The sequence below is a fragment of the Vibrio sp. 10N.286.48.B8 genome (genome assembly GCF_003050085.1).
Classification (GTDB): Bacteria; Pseudomonadota; Gammaproteobacteria; order Enterobacterales; family Vibrionaceae; genus Vibrio; species Vibrio crassostreae.
In genome coordinates, this window is the sequence record NZ_PIGD01000001.1 from 113,792 (window position 1) to 129,781 (window position 15,990).

Genomic DNA, 15,990 nt, shown 5'->3' on the forward strand with positions numbered 1-15,990 from the left:
ATTTAAACCGTCAACGATTAGTATTTGATGGCCGTTTTACCAATCGAGGCACTGCTTTCAATACGTTGGTGTGCATCTTTAATTGTATCCACACTAAAGCCATCTAGGGTCGTGGTTAGCGTCGATTTAATTCGACCAGCATCAATCAGATTCGCAGCTTGGAATAAGATGTCTTGCTGCTTCTGGATATCGTCGGTGTTAAACAGTGAACGCGTGAACATCAGCTCCCAAATAAAGCCCGCTGATTTGCCTTGCAGCGCTGATAAGTCAATGCCACCGTCAAATTCAACAATCGAACTAATCATGCCTTGTGGTGCGATCAACTCAACCATCGCATCCCAGTGCCCTTTTGTATCAGCAACATTGAAGATGTAGTCGACATGTTGAATGCCCTGCTCTCGCACTGACTCGACAAGGTTACGGTGGTTCACCGCATAATCCGCTCCCATATCCCTTACCCATTGTTCCGTTTCAGGTCTTGAAGCTGTTGCGATAACTTTTAGGTTGGTCAGCTGCTTAGCCAGTTGAATAGTGATCGAACCTACACCGCCCGCTCCACCAATGATCAGAATAGACTTTTTATCTTCTGGACGAACACGTAGGCGGTCAAACAATGCTTCCCATGCAGTCAGTGTTGCTAGTGGCATCACTGCTGCAGCTTCATCTGAAAGGCTCTTAGGCGCTTTAGCGGCAATACGGTAGTCCACAGCTTGGTATTCTGCGTTAGCACCCATACGTGTTACGTCACCCGCATAGTACACACGGTCACCGACTTCGAAGCCTTCAACGTCAGCACCTTTACCAACAACTTCGCCGACTGCGTCATAGCCCAGCACTTTTGGTTGTTCGAGTGTTTTGCCTTTGGCATTACGAATACGAATTTTTGCGTCAGCAGGGTTGATAGAAGTCGCACTCACTTTTACCAACAAGTCATTCTCTTTTATTTCCGGTAGGCTCGTTTCAAATTCAAATAGGCTTTCTTGTTCTGTAATCGCTAGTGACTGAGTAAATCCGATTGCTTTCATTGTTAATGGTAATGACATGATACTTCTCCTTAAATTCGATAATTGAAGCTTAGAGACTTTTCTCTTTAGATAAACAGCCTAATATTTGAATTATTATCAAATAACTTTTGATAATAAGATGTATATGCGCTGACAAAATACTAAGATTAGTAATTAGAAAATGCCTAATTTATCGGTAACAAAACAACCGATTCAAGGTTCAGAACAGGGAAACGAAATGCTTCTTGAAGACCTACAAGTGATTTTAAAGGTAGCGGAGTTTCGCAGTATCACCGCTGCAGCCACCAACCTTGATATGCGTACTGCCACCGCGAGCGCTGCCGTCAAACGTGTTGAAGCCGCACTGGGCGCTGAGCTGTTTGTAAGAACCACTCGCCATTTAAGGCTCTCTTCAGCAGGTGAGCGTTATTTGCCTGAATGCGAACAAGCCTTGAAATTGTTAGAGCAAGCGAAGCTCAACATGCGCGAGGAACTCGGTATTGTTGACGGTGAAATTCGTATAGCGCTTTCATCGGATCTAGGACGCAATCTAATCACGCCTTGGTTAGATGAGTTCTTGCTTGAATACCCAAAGGCGACGCTTCGTACTAGCATCAGCGATAGCAATATCGACTTCTACCGAGATTCCGTCGATATGGCGTTGCGTTATGGCTCCCCGACCGATGCCAATATGTATGGCTTTAAAATCTGTGATGTACCCAGAATATTGTGTGCGGCCCCTGAATACTTGGCTGAAATGGGAACACCAAAACACCCGAGTGACTTAGCTCAGCACAATGGTTTGCTTTATCAACTCCACGACATGTTGCAAGACGAGTGGGTGTTTAACGATGGTGCTCAAGATCATAAAGTGAAACTAAAAGGAAATCGCGCTTCCAACGACGCAGATCTTGTAAGACGTTGGTGTATCGCAAGTAAAGGAGTGGCAATAAAATCTTGTCTAGACATGTCACCTCATCTGCTTTCAGGTGAAGTTATTAAAATTATGCCTGAATTTAAGCCGACACCTACCGAGTTGTGGTTAGTGTGTCCAAGTCGTCAATCCATCACTCCGACTGTGCGTCTACTGAGAGATTTATTCAGAGAGAAGACCGCAGAGATCCTTTCGCAACTGAGCGAGCAAGGCATTATAGATACTCAAAAGTCTTAGCGACCTAGAGATAAAAAAGGCGTTAGTGAACTTTTAAGCCACTAACGCCTTTCATCATTTGAACATCACACCATATTGATAGATGTATCGTCTAATACGAGTGCTTAGTTTGACTCGTCTTCAACGTCACAGTCAGCACAGCACTGAAGAGCAATCTCATGTTCGAAGGTGATGGTGTCTTTACCTTCTTCTACTAGCTCTGCGATTTCGTCTGCCACTTCTTTTTCATCATCCGCTTCGATGCCGCTTGCTAACTCTTCTTCTGAATAACCAAAAAAGTTAAGCAGTAAGTACTCGCGAGCTTCATCTTTAGTACAAACCACGTTTGCTGAAAGATCTGGAGTAACCTCACCTTGTGCGAGTGTCGCCGTCACTTGTGCGATTGCATCATCTTTCATCGCAGGCGTTAACCAACCAAGATCTGTACTTACCGTCGTTTTTTTACAATCGAAGCAAGGCAATTGGTGAAAGTAGTATTGAAAGGCAGTCATAGGTAATTTCTTCTTTAAGTGTTGTATAGCAAGATTATGCGCGTTTTGTAGCAAATTACTATCTCAATCAACATTGGAGGCAGAATAGCCGCTAGTTATTTGTACTAAGAGTAAACAAATTAATGAGGTGACGTAACAAAAATGCTTTTTCTAGTCGACCTATCCGTATCACAAACTCACAACAAAGCTAAATACGAACCGCTCCAGATAAAGCGACAACCCGTTGGAGTTTACACATCAGTATTTAAGAAATAGTAGCGGTAGGTAAAGTTAAGCTCCCTTCCTGTAGCGACCAAAGCTTCGTTCTGTATCTTCAACCCCAAAAGTAACCTCCCCATACTTACAAGGTACGCGTTTCTATTGTCTCCAGTTCGAGGTTTTAGCTTTCGATTTTCCCTTTTGCATACTCGATCAATCACTCGTAGGAGCTCCGTTAGCATTATGGGGGAAGGTTCAATTCGATCAAGGCATCAATACCTTTGACCGGCATAAAAAAAGAGCACTGGCGTGCTCTTTGGAGTTACGTGAAAGTCTATTTTTATGATTAAGCCATTTCTGGTACTTTCACTGACGTTGTTGCATTCTGATGCACGGTAACATCGCCACCTAACACTGTTGCATTTACGCGAATGTTTTTGATTTCTAGCTTGGGTGTCTCTAATGGGTTTGCGCCTAACACAGCAAAATCAGCTAATTTCCCTCCACAAATCGAGCCCTTATTGTCCTCATGCCCCATTAAGTAAGCAGCACCTAGTGTAACCGCATGGAGAGCTTGTTCTGCGGGTAAGCACTCCTCCTCACCGTACACATTGCCAGAAAAAATACACTTGCGATTCATTGCCCCCCACATCATAAACAGCGGATTAACCTGAGTTACACCATCGTCACACTGAAAAGCGACCGTTTTCGCATAATACAAATTCAAGGTTGTCATCTAAGCTAAAGCCTGACTTTTCAAGCGCTAATGTATTCAGACCAGCAAGGTGGCAGCTTGCGTGCATAAAAAACACTGGAGAGTCACCAATCACTGAATCTAAGAAATAACGATTCACAACCGTGTCATCTGCCATCAATAATGGATCTAACCCCATAGATTTAACCATCAACTCGCTTTTCCAGCCTGCTCTATCGTACCTGTGAATAGTATTTTCCCACCTCGTACAACGGTTGCCGAAGCCTTTGGAATATCTGCATTCATTGTAATAAAATGGCCGGTGTATAGGACGGTTTCTTCATTGTATTGAACACCAGGCTTAAGAGCTGTTTTAGTTCTCATTGTTAAACTCCAAATGTGTAAGGTGTATTGTATTTTTGTTCGTCTTCAACTTGTCTTAACCTGGATTTCGTTTCGAGAATTTAAAAGTGAAATAAAATGATGAAATAAAATAGCGATCTAAAAAAAGGTAAAGATTATGATTTATATGAGTTTTTAGCTATAAGGAGTGCCAGTGCTGTTCAAAAAAGGAATGAACTTCAAAACTGCCGATTGGGTACTCATACTCAATCTCGGGGTTAAAAGTAAAGGTCGATAGCTCTAAGATAATGAACAAACTCAATAATGCCGCCATCATAATCACAACGAACAATTTAAAATAAAAACTCATCACTGCATTCCTTATTAATTAGTAATGTAGTCTTTATAAAGCTTATTCATCGTCCGTTTATTGACAATCCACGCTATAAAACAAATTTTCATCTATTGTCATTTTTATTATTTGCCCTCGATATAGTTGAATGAATCTACTCAGTAAAAAAGCGAGCCACTTGGGCTCGCTTTTGAATAGTCTTTACTGTTTCTAATCAAAACGATAATAGAAACCAAGGATCACATCGTAACTCGCTTCATTTTCCATATCTTCGAGCATCAGATACGGCTCTAGGCCAGACTCTCCCATGTATCCTACATAAAACTCGTGGCTAACAAGATAGTTGTCCCCCATAGATTCATACGCTAAACCGAAATCTAACTCTGCGCTCATTTTCTCAGACAAAGGCATACGGCACTTACCATGTACCGCTCCTGGGTTGTACTCCAATCCGGTTGTATCTTTTTTGGCTTCAACACTAAATATACCGGCGACAGACCCCGCCATTTGATGCCCCCTCCCAAAAAAAATGTACTGCCGATTCCCAGTAAATTAGTACCAGACACCGTGAATAAGAAAGTAAGCAGTGCGGGTTCTCGGTAGTGATTGTCTGCCATTGATAAGGAAAGGCAATTCATCAACGTGGTACCTAAGACATGAAGAATACAACATTGGCTTTTTCGTCAGTTAGTTGTTTCCTTTTGAGGAAGCACTAGGGTTTGAAATATTCGAACTCACCCTAGCACCCGATTACCAGCATGAATCCGCACCACATAACGCAGGCGTCACCGAGCACATCTTATGCATATCGGGAGAGCTGGCCGTGATGTTTGATGGAGAGTGGCATACGCTACACGCAGGACAAGCCGTTCGCTTCAATGCTAACCAGAACCATGGCTACAAAAATATCGGTGAAGGTAATGCCGTATTTCATAATGTGATTCACTACCCTAATAACAAGCAATAGTGCCAGATTTACCGCCAACGGATGTTTAGCGCTAACGAAAGAGCTGTCAAACCACTGACCAGTATTACTTTTGAAAGACTATACGTTGACGACCATGCTGCCATCTTCGGCTTGATAACGAGCCCATAGTTGAGAGAGGTTTTCTTTATTGAGCTGTATCTCTTTTTCTTTCAGAAAAACTTCGTTGTGCAGCTTCGAATACGAGCGCTCAGCAAGGTCACAGCTAAATGTAACGATGGTTTTCCCTTCCCCCATTCTAGCCGCAGCGTATAGCGCCCCAGCTACGTTCAATGACGAACTGCTTCCTAGAAGAATACCGTCATGCTCCGCAACAAGGCGAGATATTGTAACTAAATCCTGATCGGGCAGAGTGATTGCACGATTGATTTTTGCCTGCCTGAAATTTTCAACCGTCCGCATGATCCCTATGCCTTCCGTGAACGAGCTTCCCGTTGATTGATAGTGTCCATTACGTAGAAATGAATAAATGCCGGACCCATTTGGGTCGACTAACCAAGTTTCGAGATTGGGTTGCTGCTCAGATAGATAGTGTGAATTTCCAGCAATGGTTCCCCCCGTCCCCACCACTGAAACTAGAGCATCAACATTACCTTGTGTTTGCTGCCAGATCTCCGGTCCCGTATTTAAATAGTGCGCTCGATAATTACTGAGATTTTCGAACTGATCTGCCCACCAATAATTCTCATTTTCAACGCCAATCCGCTTGGCCGTGTGGTAAAAGTGTTCAGGGTTTGCAAACGGACAAGGGTCGACCAATAACAGCTCAGCGTTATAAAGCGAGATCATACGCTCTTTCTCTTGTGCCTGTCCTTTTGGCATCACCACCAACATTTTGTAACCGAGAGATTTAGCCACTAGAGCAAGGCCGATCCCCGTATTTCCTGCGGTACCTTCAACGATTGTCATCCCAGGCTTAAGCTTGCCAGCTTCTACGGCATCCTTAACAAGCTGAAGAGCTGCTCTATCTTTAATCGAACCACCCGGGTTCTGGTGTTCGCACTTAAGAAGAATCTCACAACCTGATATCTCTGAAAGACTGTTGATTCTAACAAGATCGGTATCGCCAATCAGTTCGCTGAGATTGTTTGCAATATGGGCAGATGACATCGCGACTCCGTTTATTTGTTGAGGATAGGTTTGTTCTTCGATTGGTTTGTCGATGATCATAAGCGTAGCTCTGAGACCTGCTTAGTCAAGAAGTGCCGGAATTGAAAACACTTTCATTTTCCAAATAACAATTATAATTAGGGGTGATCGATTAGATTGAGGGTAAATAAGATATTTCTAAAAGAGAAAAAGAGCGGTGACCTCGTAGATGTTACTGAAATGACCAAATTAACCAACTTATTCCAGGACAGTATCGAAGGTCGGTTTCAAGCTGGTGAAGAGCAGCAAGACCCTGAGATTTTTAAAAAGTCCGAACTGATGTTTATGTCAGGTGAAGAGTTACCTAGATGCTGGACAGATCCAAACTACCGCTCAGGGACTAAATAACCTAAGCGATTCCGGAGCACCAGAAACTCTGTTCTAAAGGTGTTTGACAAGCGCCTTGTAGGCTATAGCCCCTGCTAAAACATTCAGACGCACCTTAACTAGACACCAAAAAGCGAGCCACTTGGGCTCGCTTTTCATTATCTGATTTTCTTAGAATCTATTACAGAAGTTCTACCGACTGTTGAGCAATCACGAACTCTTCGTTGGTTGGCAACCTATTAGTATTGCACCTACTAACACGGAGTTGGACAGAAGCATGACAGTGATTTTTCTAAATTAGCATTTAACGAATTACTTCTATTACAACAAAGCCTACAATCTAGTGTACAAACTCACCCATCCACGACACTGGGCTGCTCATCTAAAGGCCCAGACATAGTTTACAAAGGGCGCCCTGACCTTTGGATAGCCAATAAGTTAGAGTCACTCTAGATTCGCTATGGAAGAGTCAAAACACGGCGAGTAACCTTCTCTATCAAAATCATAAAAAAAGGTAAATGAAACTGAAGAAGCATCAGTGCCATTTACCCACTTTAAATACGTTGGCTTTTCAGAATTGATATTGCATTCCTAAAGTCACCAAGTATTCATCATGGTCATAGAAATCAATATTAGCGTCAGTGATGTCCCACCCACCTCTCGCAATGAAAAGTGTATTCTTCCAATCAAATGGCATCGCATATATGTATGTCGCTGACACACCTAACTTCGTATCTTCTCGAGTTCGCTTCCAGAGAGGGTTTGTGTCATCAAATTTTTGAAGTCCAACGCTGCCCGCTAGCATTGTAATGTGTCGCCCGTTTCTTAGTTGAAATTCAGCTTCGGTACTAATACGCTGGCTCTTTAATGCCGAGCCAGAGGCATCAACATCTAGATAATTGATCAACCACTCGACTCCCCATGATTCACTTAAGTCAGTCATGTAATTTAGTTCGACATAGCTAAGATTCGAATTTCTATCGAGCGCTGCTAGGCTGTCTTCTTGGTCTAAAGAATACTTCCCGCGAGCTAATTCAAGAGACCAATCTGAACCCAAAACTCGGTCATAATTCAAAACAAGACCTTGCACAGCAGCGTTTGTCGTCGTTCTATCTGATTGCAACTGATATGGGTTTTTCCAGACTTCTTTCTCCAACAACCCCGGCACCACACCAATCGCTATATTTGAGCCGTCAGTCAAATAATGACGATATCCAGCTTGCGTGTAAAAGTCGCTCGCCATTCCAACAATATCGGTTTTAAAATACACTTCATTTGAATCATCAAAACGATAGTTAAGATCCCAAAACGGAATAACAACCGCTTCATTCTGCCGTTCTTGAGAACCTGAATAGTCAGTAATTTTAGCTTGGGACTCGGTATCCATCACCGAGTTAGTACCATCTACCCCCGTAAAAAGACTGACACTACCATGAAAGCCAACAGTGCTGTGTTCTTCTGCATACACTGTAGAACTAGCCAACACGCATCCAACTGCTAACAGCTTAAGGTAACCTTTTAGTGAGAATGACATGGTCACCTTGTTTCTCTGTATAGAACTCAACGAAGGCGTAAATAAAACTGGGTGAACTAACAAGTTTGAGTGAATCATCGTACTATCCTTATGTGCTTTGATAGTCAGACTCTACTTAGACTTGTGTCACAACAAAGTCACAACTCACCGATTAACTTATTTAAAAATAAACCACAGCTTTAGCTTTGTGAGATGTCACCGACAAATGATAGCGCCAGTTGGCACTCTTACAGACCGCCGAAATAATTTCATCTCCATGACCAAAGCCTTGCCCATCGTGTTCCCTAACATCATTTCCAATCACAAGTCGCCGCCCTTTTAAATGGATGGATACATAGCAATCGGTATAACTCATCGCATTACGGATAAGGTTCGCGACAATGACCTTTGCAAAGTAACTTTCTACTTCAACATCCGAGCGCAAAACTTGTTCTAGTTGGATACTTCGACCAGAGAGCAAAAAGTGATGCTGCTCGATCGTTTCGTTAATGACTGCCTGTAGTGACTTTTTAGGCTGGATCCCCTTTTCTTCCCTGCCAAGTAACAAAAAGGTATTGATCAAGTTATCCATCTCTTTGTTTGCGACTTGAATACGACTAATTATTTGCCGTTTTTTATCATTAACTTCTGCGATTTGTAGAAGATCGGTTGCGCCGAGAATCACATTGACCGGCGTTCGTAATTCATGGCTGGCAAAGCGAGTAAACTGTTGCTCTCGCTTCAAAAAGAATTGAATCCTAGAATAGGCTTGGTGATAAGTCCGATACAGTGCCCCTATTTCATCTTTGCGCGACGAAATGGCACTATCATTAATGTTATCAGATGGATGTTGAATTTGATGGACCAAAAGGTCAATTGGACCGATAAAATAACCTGACAGTAAGTGAGCAGCAACCAGTCCTAAAGCAAACACAACGACCATCATGTACCCAACATAAGCCATCACTCCTTCGCCGTAAGCGACCATTTGAGGATCCAGTTCAGGGTAATAGACAAAGTGAAGCCACTGTTGTTGAAACGGTGACATAAAAGTCACCGTATGAGCATCGCTAAGCTCAAATTCTTCTATCCCTAAGTTTGTTATGCCTTCAAGAAAACTCGGTTTGTTATCATCTTCAAATTGGTAGACGGCAAGGAAATTATCTTCCGGGCTAGTCCACTCGCCGGCCATTAAGGATGTTTGTATCCATTGTTGTTGTAGTAACTTTACGCGTTGGTTAATAAAACTGTCGGCGGCTATTTCAGTAGCCGCCCACGCAATCACTCCTATCGCAATGACCACCAGCAACATCAATGCCGACATTACGGTAAAAACTTGATGCCTAAGGCGACCAAAGTACCATTGTCTCAATGAGCGTTTCACATTAAACAGCATTAAGTCGATACCCTCTACCACGCTCTGTAACGAGTATCCCTTCTGGCAATGCCTTTCTCAGGCGGTATATTTGAGTGCGTAATGCGCTCGTTTCTTCGGGCTCATCGCCTTTCCAGATTTCATACGCAATGTCTTGATTATCGACGAGTTTGGGGGCTTTTTTTATGAGTAAGCAAACGATACGTTTTTGAGTTGGGTCTAGAGCAAGTGTTTCATCATTAGCCGTGACAGTATCGGTACCGACATCGTAAACCAAAGCGCCGTATCGAAACTCTGGACTTAAGCGTCGTTGATTTCTCGCCTCGAGTGCTTCGACTCTAGCGTGCAACTCTTGTAACTCAAACGGCTTCACCAAGTAGTCATCAGCGCCGGCTTTGAAGCCTGCTAATTTATCCTCAAGTGTATCTCTCGCAGTCAAAAAGATAATGGGTATATCAGCGTGACGACCCGCACGAATAGCACTACAAGCCGTTAAGCCGTTCATTACTGGCATCATAATATCCAATATTATCAGATCAAATCGCGACTCATCTAACAATTGAATAGCGGCCTGCCCATTATACGCAAAGTCAATATCGTGACCAAAGAGCTCTAAATAATCACCTAAATTAGCTGCGGTTGCGTGGTTGTCTTCCGCGACAAGTATTCTCATGTAATTTCCTTTTCAATGACTACTGTATTAGCTCGAAGATTGGTGACGTAATTGTGACATTGGCAAGCGTAATGTGATCACATCAACCAAACGGAGAGTTAAAATGAAAGTATCACCAAAACTAATCAGTTTCACAGCACTATTCGCTTTGTCGTCAATCAATTATGCTCATTCGACGGAAATCGCGCCCTCTGACGTTGCCCTTACACTCGCACAAGCACTCGACCCATCAGGTCAAACCCATACGTATTTAGTCACTGAATCTACGGGAAAAAGTGTAAAAGCGATCAATCTAAGTGAACATTTTGACTATTACCCGAGCGAAGCACTAAGCTTTATCGACCGATACGGCTATAGCACTTTGTCTGACGTACATTACGACCTCCCAGTCACACCCCTAGACTACAAACAACTACTCGCAGCAGGCGGGCAAGGATCTGAGCATATCGCAGCAGGCACTAACTACTTAGAGCACGGAGAAGAAGCAGATATTGACGAAGTCTTCCTATTTCCTAAGTTTTCCAAGCCAACACCAAACCACACTAAGATCCGCTACCAAAAGAATGTACTTCTGGATTACGAGGTAGAGCTGTGTATGAGGTGGGTTAAACCTATAGTTAGCCCTAAACAAAGCGATGGTTATGCGGGGCTATTTGTATGTGGTGACTTTACTGACAGAGCGGAGCTGTTGCGGAAGATTGATGTCGACAACGTTACATCAGGTCATGGATTTAGTGATGCGAAAAGTGGACAATCACGCTTCCCAACCGGACCTTACATTGTGGTTCCCAAAGATTGGAACTCCTTCTTAAAGAGCGTGTCGCTAACCACCTATGTCAATGGTGAGCAGCGCCAACAAACCGCTGCCTCTGAAATGATTCGTGAACCCAAATCTCTGATTGAAATGATTCTAGAAAAGGGTGAGCAGCCTATCTGGCGATATCAAGGTCAAGACGTCACGTTATTCGGTCAACAAGGGATTAACCCAAACCAAAATCTCGTGACAGGTACCCCAGCGGGTGTCGTTTACAACACTCCAGGATGGGGTTACAGAATATCCAAATCCATCAAGTGGTTCGCAACCTTTTCATTCTTAGATTCAGGTCCTGTAGACTATATTTTGGAGCAATACATCGAGGAAAGCTTTGATAACAAAAGTTACTTGCAAGCTGGCGATAAGGTGCAGCTCACCGGCACCTATTTGGGAAGCATAGACGTCGATATTATCAACTAGACACCCAAACTAACGACACTTTAATCTTAGTTTGCTCATTGTTTTCTGAACTCCATAAGTACACGTGCCTGATTAATTGGGCGCGTGTATCAATAAAACTTCTGGTGAACAAATTAACACGAATACAGACAGTATTAGCACATCTGAGGACGTGGTAGTTCTAGAGCTGCCAGCGATTTAGATCGCTCTGCGCCTAATTACTTTGACAGTTGTGGCATCAGAAAATTTTTGTTGGGTATAAACCCATAAACAAGATAGAAATAAGCAAAAGGTATAACACATTTCTAGGCAGAAGTAAGTCACGATTGGCTAGCTGTCTAGAAGAGTCTGAAAGTGATTCCCAGACAACAAAGCATCTAACGATGGCTGCTTTCGGTTTAGGTATTTAGCTATAAGCCTATCCAACATTTAAAACAAAAAAGCGAGCCACTTGGGCTCGCTTTTCATTATCTAATTTTCTTAGAATCTATTACAGAAGCTCTACCGACTGTTGAGCAATCACAAATTCTTCATTGGTTGGGATAACCATTGCTACTGCGTCTAACATTTCAGACTTACCGATGATGCCTTCTGCACCAAAGCGAGCCGATTCGTTACCCGCTACATCTTCAACGAAACCAAGAATCTTAAGGTTGTTTAGGATTTCACGACGAATTGGTAGAGAGTTCTCACCGATACCACCAGTGAAGATGATGCCGTCTAAAGAATCTAACGTTGCAAGGTAAGAAGCAATGTACTTTGATACGCGGTAAGTAAACACCTCAAATGCAAGCTTAGCGCCTTCATGGCCCTCTTCCATTGCCTCTAAAATGCCACGAGCATCGCTCGTAAGGCCAGACACGCCAAGGAAACCAGACTCCTTGTTTAGAGAGTTGAAGACTTGCTCTTGTGACCAACCTTTCTTGAGTAGATACTCGATGATGCCTGGATCCAAGTCACCACAACGTGTGCCCATCATAAGGCCAGAAAGTGGAGTGAAACCCATAGAAGTATCAACACTGTTACCGTCTTTGATTGCACATACAGACGCGCCGTTACCTAGGTGAACAGAGATGAAGCTCGCCTCTTCGACTGGCTTGTTTACCATCTTCGCAGCTTCACGGCTAACGAAGTAGTGGCTAGTGCCGTGGAAACCGTAACGACGTACGCCGAAGTCTGTGTATAGCTCTTTTGCGATTGCACCAGTGAATGCACGTTGTGGCATTGTTTGGTGGAAAGCCGTATCAAATACAGCAAATTGAGGTAGAGAAGGGAAAGCTTCAATCGCAGCACGGATGCCGATAGCACCTGCAGGGTTATGAAGTGGAGCTAGGTCAGATAGACTTTCAATTTCGTTCGTTACTTCTTCAGTAATACGAACGGTTTGAGTGAACTTCTCACCGCCGTGAACGATACGGTGACCGATAGCAACGATATCAGCAGTGAAGCCTAGATCTTCCATCAGGCCAACTAGTTTGCCAATGGCAATTTTGTGGTGGTTACCCTCACCTTGAATGGCAATTTCAGTTTTCTCGCCTTGATATTTCCAGCTCATGCGAGCATCTTCAAGACCAAAACACTCCCCTAGGCCACTCAATACTGCTTCACCAGAAACAGAATCAATGACAGCAAATTTTAGGGATGAACTACCCGAGTTAATAACCAGAACAAACGAATTAGACATTGGATATGGATCCTGTTTCAGTACGAATTGGATGAAGTATTTACTTCAATTTTAGTTAAGCCCATTATTCAATAATTTTTGAATCTTTCAACTTTTGTTTTGAAAAAATCACTAAATGAACACAATTAAGTTGATCTTAGTCATTAAACCATTTATTTCGAGAGCGAAATTAAAAAATAGTTGAATAAGAAAGTTAGCGAACAGGTGACGCAAACGAATGCTCACGTTATTTTTAACTTGATTGAGTTAATTAGAGCGACTCGAACAGATGCAGTCAATCCGCCTAGAAAACAACCGCCCTTCCCTTTCGTCTGCTTATCATTACCGATAACTTTTTACTCGATTTCTCAGTGCTTACATCAAAAATATCACAGGTGTGTTGAGAATAATGAACGACAGAGCCGATCTTCTTTTGATTGCCTTCGAGCACAACCCTTCGAATAGATGCACTGTAACGTCGCTGAGATAGCCTTCACTCTTTGTTTTAGTATCTTGTAGCACGTTCTCGCCGTATAGACTTAGAACGCGATACAGCTAAGTTTAGGCGTGAAGCTTAGTTGAAGTAAGCTGACTACATATATCGAGCCAACCAAAGCTTAAGTTCAAATAGCAGGCACAAAAAAGCCGAGCATTACGCTCGGCTTTTAAATTCAGTGTCTAGACTAAGCGTCTAAGCGAAAGGTTGATTAACCTTCGTTGCGCTCTGGACGACGACCACGGTTACCACCGCCATTGCCGTTACCATGGCCACGTTCGCCACGGAAGTTACCACGGTGATCGCCACCACGGTTACGGTCGAAACGACGCTCGCCATCACGGCCGCCTTCACGGTTACCATCGCGTGCACCATCACGGTTGCCACGGTATCCACCACGACCGCCTTCTCGGTTGCCACCTTCGCGGTTACCATCACGGTTACCACGGTAGCCGCCACCATCACGACCGCCACGACCGCCGCCACGGTTGCCATCACGACCGCCGCCGCCACGACGAGGCTCACGGAAGTCGTTGAAATCAACAACAACAGCGCCAGCTTCTTTTTGACGAATACGTAGTTTGCTTAGCTTACCCGCAGTTTCAGAGTTCATTGCTTTTGGCAGTTGAACGTAAGTAGAACCTTGGTCTAGCTTGATAGCACCGATAGAACCTTTAGTTAGGCCAAGTTCGTTTGCTAGTGCGCCAACGATGTCTTTAACCTGAACGCCTTGCTCACGGCCAACTTGTAGTTGGTAAGTATCCCAATCTTGCGTATTGAAGTTGCGATCGCCACGACCATTTTCACGGTCTTCACGACGCTCTTTACGACGGTTCTTGTCACGCTCAATAGCAGCGATCATTGGGTCTTCGCCAACGTAGAATAGCGGGCTCTTACCTTGCTGACGCTTAAGAAGCATTGCAGCTAGAGTAGCAGCATCAACTTCTAGAGACTCTTGAAGAGTAGAGATAAGACCTGCAAAGTTTTCTAGAGCTTTGCTTTCTTTCTCTGTTTCAAGTTCAGCGCCAAGCTTAGCAACACGTGCTGCAGCAACTTGGTCACGTAGAGGAAGTTGAATTTCTTCCATAGATGACTTAGTTACGCGCTCGATTGTACGAAGCATGCGAATTTGGTTAGTGCGAACTAGTAGGATCGCTTTACCTTTACGTCCAGCACGGCCAGTACGACCAATACGGTGGATGTAAGATTCAACATCGAATGGGATGTCGTAGTTAAATACGTGAGTGATACGTGGAACATCAAGACCACGTGCTACAACGTCAGTTGCAACTAGAATGTCGATAACACCTTGTTTGATGTGGTCAACAGTGCGCTCACGTAGAGACTGAGGAATATCACCGTGCAGTGCAGCAGCTTTGAAGCCACGTGCAGATAGCCAATCAGCTAGACGCTCAGTATCTTGACGAGTACGTACGAATACGATTGATGCGTCAGTTTCTTCAGTTTCTAGAAGACGAGACATTGCTTCGTCTTTTTCTACGCCTTTAACAACCCAGAAGTTCTGCGCTACTTTATCAACTGTGTGGTTAGTACCAGCAACGTCAACTTTAGCCGGGTTACGTAGGTAACGGTCAACAATAGTCTTAACCATTGGAGGCATAGTTGCAGAGAAAAGTACACGTTGTGCAGATTCTGGAGCTTGCTCTAGGATCCAAGTAACGTCATCAACGAAACCCATTTTTAGCATTTCATCTGCTTCATCAAGAACAAATGTGTGTGCTTCATCTAGGTGTAGACGGTCACGAGTTAGTAAGTCTTTAACACGACCTGGAGTACCAACAACAATGTGAGCACCGCGGCTTAGAGCACGCATTTGGTCAACAATTGAAGCACCACCGTAGATTTCAATAACCTTAAGACCTTTGATATCACGGCCAAGGTTTTTGATTTCCGCAGCAACTTGGATCGCTAGCTCACGAGTAGGAGCCATGATGATTGCTTGTGGTTTGTGTTGGTTTAGGTTGATTTTGTTAAGTAAAGGCAGAGAGAATGCTGCTGTTTTACCAGTACCAGTCTGTGCTTTACCTAGTGCGTCACGGCCTTCAAGAAGAAGAGGAATAGCTGCTGCTTGGATTGGAGTCGGAGAAACGAAACCCATGCTATCAAGAGCTGAAAGAATGTTATCGTTTAGGGCTAATTCATTAAATTGAATTACAGATTCGGACATTGGGATCCCACTATATATAAGTAAACAAAAGGTCCCGGGAGCTCTATCAATTCCAATACTGATCCAATCAGATACTGATTCCATTCAGAGTTACGAAGCAGTAATAAAACACTTCAAGCCATTAGGGACGTCTAAGGGAGGCGGATTATTCCCTAA

Annotated in this window: 16 protein-coding genes and 2 pseudogenes; 4 read left to right on the forward strand and 14 right to left on the reverse strand. The window is 43.5% G+C overall.

Annotated features, from left to right (window positions below; all coding sequences use genetic code 11):
* Positions 1 to 17: 17 nt before the first annotated feature.
* Positions 18 to 1,043 carry a zinc-binding alcohol dehydrogenase family protein gene (locus CWO08_RS00505; RefSeq protein ID WP_108019451.1) on the reverse strand — a complete coding sequence of 342 codons (1,026 nt, stop codon included), beginning with the start codon at positions 1,041 to 1,043 and terminating at the stop codon, positions 18 to 20.
* A 199-nt stretch (positions 1,044 to 1,242) separates the two neighbouring features.
* Here CWO08_RS00505 and CWO08_RS00510 point away from each other — a divergent pair, with 199 nt between their 5' ends.
* Positions 1,243 to 2,175 (forward strand): LysR family transcriptional regulator, encoded by a 933-nt coding sequence (locus CWO08_RS00510; RefSeq protein WP_108019772.1) that lies wholly within the window; start codon positions 1,243 to 1,245, stop codon positions 2,173 to 2,175.
* 104 nt (positions 2,176 to 2,279) lie between these two features.
* On the opposite strand, the gene CWO08_RS00515 is transcribed toward CWO08_RS00510, so the two are convergent.
* The 7 genes and pseudogenes from CWO08_RS00515 to CWO08_RS24135 all read right to left on the reverse strand — a co-directional run.
* Positions 2,280 to 2,666 (reverse strand): hypothetical protein, encoded by a 387-nt coding sequence (locus CWO08_RS00515; RefSeq protein ID WP_108019454.1) that lies wholly within the window; start codon positions 2,664 to 2,666, stop codon positions 2,280 to 2,282.
* A 544-nt stretch (positions 2,667 to 3,210) separates the two neighbouring features.
* Positions 3,211 to 3,600 (reverse strand): amidohydrolase family protein, encoded by a 390-nt coding sequence (locus CWO08_RS24120; RefSeq protein ID WP_258185269.1) that lies wholly within the window; start codon positions 3,598 to 3,600, stop codon positions 3,211 to 3,213.
* On the reverse strand, positions 3,551 to 3,757 hold the full coding sequence (locus tag CWO08_RS24125; protein WP_241910223.1) for a hypothetical protein: 207 nt from the start codon (positions 3,755 to 3,757) through the stop codon (positions 3,551 to 3,553). The genes CWO08_RS24120 and CWO08_RS24125 overlap by 50 nt, the downstream gene beginning before the upstream one ends.
* A gap of 11 nt (positions 3,758 to 3,768) precedes the next feature.
* A complete protein-coding gene (locus tag CWO08_RS24130; protein WP_240698021.1) occupies positions 3,769 to 3,942 on the reverse strand; it encodes a hypothetical protein in 174 nt (57 codons plus the stop codon).
* Positions 3,943 to 4,099: 157 nt separating this feature from the next.
* Positions 4,100 to 4,270 carry a hypothetical protein gene (locus CWO08_RS23890; protein ID WP_157933149.1) on the reverse strand — a complete coding sequence of 57 codons (171 nt, stop codon included), beginning with the start codon at positions 4,268 to 4,270 and terminating at the stop codon, positions 4,100 to 4,102.
* A gap of 192 nt (positions 4,271 to 4,462) precedes the next feature.
* Entirely contained in the window at positions 4,463 to 4,759 is a 297-nt protein-coding gene (locus tag CWO08_RS23835) for a hypothetical protein (protein WP_102479259.1), read from the reverse strand.
* A gap of 17 nt (positions 4,760 to 4,776) precedes the next feature.
* Positions 4,777 to 4,896: pseudogene (locus tag CWO08_RS24135) on the reverse strand (benzoate/H(+) symporter BenE family transporter); the annotation flags it as partial.
* Between the two features lie 5 nt (positions 4,897 to 4,901).
* Here CWO08_RS24135 and CWO08_RS00530 point away from each other — a divergent pair.
* Positions 4,902 to 5,219: pseudogene (locus tag CWO08_RS00530) on the forward strand (cupin domain-containing protein); the annotation flags it as partial.
* 78 nt (positions 5,220 to 5,297) lie between these two features.
* On the opposite strand, the gene CWO08_RS00535 reads toward CWO08_RS00530, so the two are convergent.
* On the reverse strand, positions 5,298 to 6,347 hold the full coding sequence (locus CWO08_RS00535; RefSeq protein ID WP_102479279.1) for a cysteine synthase A: 1,050 nt from the start codon (positions 6,345 to 6,347) through the stop codon (positions 5,298 to 5,300).
* Positions 6,348 to 6,518: 171 nt separating this feature from the next.
* On the opposite strand from CWO08_RS00535, the gene CWO08_RS24340 reads away from it, so the two are divergent.
* Complete coding sequence (locus CWO08_RS24340; RefSeq protein WP_050648117.1) at positions 6,519 to 6,734, forward strand: hypothetical protein; 216 nt, start codon at positions 6,519 to 6,521, stop codon at positions 6,732 to 6,734.
* Positions 6,735 to 7,284: 550 nt separating this feature from the next.
* Here the strand turns inward: CWO08_RS24340 and CWO08_RS00545 are convergent.
* The 3 genes from CWO08_RS00545 to CWO08_RS00555 form a co-directional block, all read right to left on the reverse strand.
* Positions 7,285 to 8,325, reverse strand: coding sequence for a DUF2860 family protein (locus CWO08_RS00545; RefSeq protein ID WP_108019456.1), 1,041 nt, complete (start codon positions 8,323 to 8,325; stop codon positions 7,285 to 7,287).
* Positions 8,326 to 8,407: 82 nt separating this feature from the next.
* Positions 8,408 to 9,550 (reverse strand): HAMP domain-containing sensor histidine kinase, encoded by a 1,143-nt coding sequence (locus CWO08_RS00550; protein WP_258185270.1) that lies wholly within the window; start codon positions 9,548 to 9,550, stop codon positions 8,408 to 8,410.
* A gap of 61 nt (positions 9,551 to 9,611) precedes the next feature.
* The gene (locus tag CWO08_RS00555) at positions 9,612 to 10,274 is read right to left on the reverse strand and encodes a response regulator transcription factor (protein ID WP_102479262.1); all 663 of its coding nucleotides are present in this window, start codon (positions 10,272 to 10,274) and stop codon (positions 9,612 to 9,614) included.
* Positions 10,275 to 10,377: 103 nt separating this feature from the next.
* On the opposite strand from CWO08_RS00555, the gene CWO08_RS00560 reads away from it, so the two are divergent.
* Positions 10,378 to 11,508, forward strand: coding sequence for a fumarylacetoacetate hydrolase family protein (locus CWO08_RS00560; RefSeq protein WP_102479263.1), 1,131 nt, complete (start codon positions 10,378 to 10,380; stop codon positions 11,506 to 11,508).
* Positions 11,509 to 11,977: 469 nt separating this feature from the next.
* On the opposite strand, the gene CWO08_RS00565 is transcribed toward CWO08_RS00560, so the two are convergent.
* Positions 11,978 to 13,171, reverse strand: a complete 1,194-nt coding sequence (locus CWO08_RS00565) for an acetate/propionate family kinase (protein WP_108019458.1) — start codon at positions 13,169 to 13,171, stop codon at positions 11,978 to 11,980.
* A gap of 686 nt (positions 13,172 to 13,857) precedes the next feature.
* On the reverse strand, positions 13,858 to 15,918 hold the full coding sequence (locus CWO08_RS00570; protein WP_080967426.1) for a DEAD/DEAH box helicase: 2,061 nt from the start codon (positions 15,916 to 15,918) through the stop codon (positions 13,858 to 13,860).
* Positions 15,919 to 15,990 lie beyond the last annotated feature (72 nt).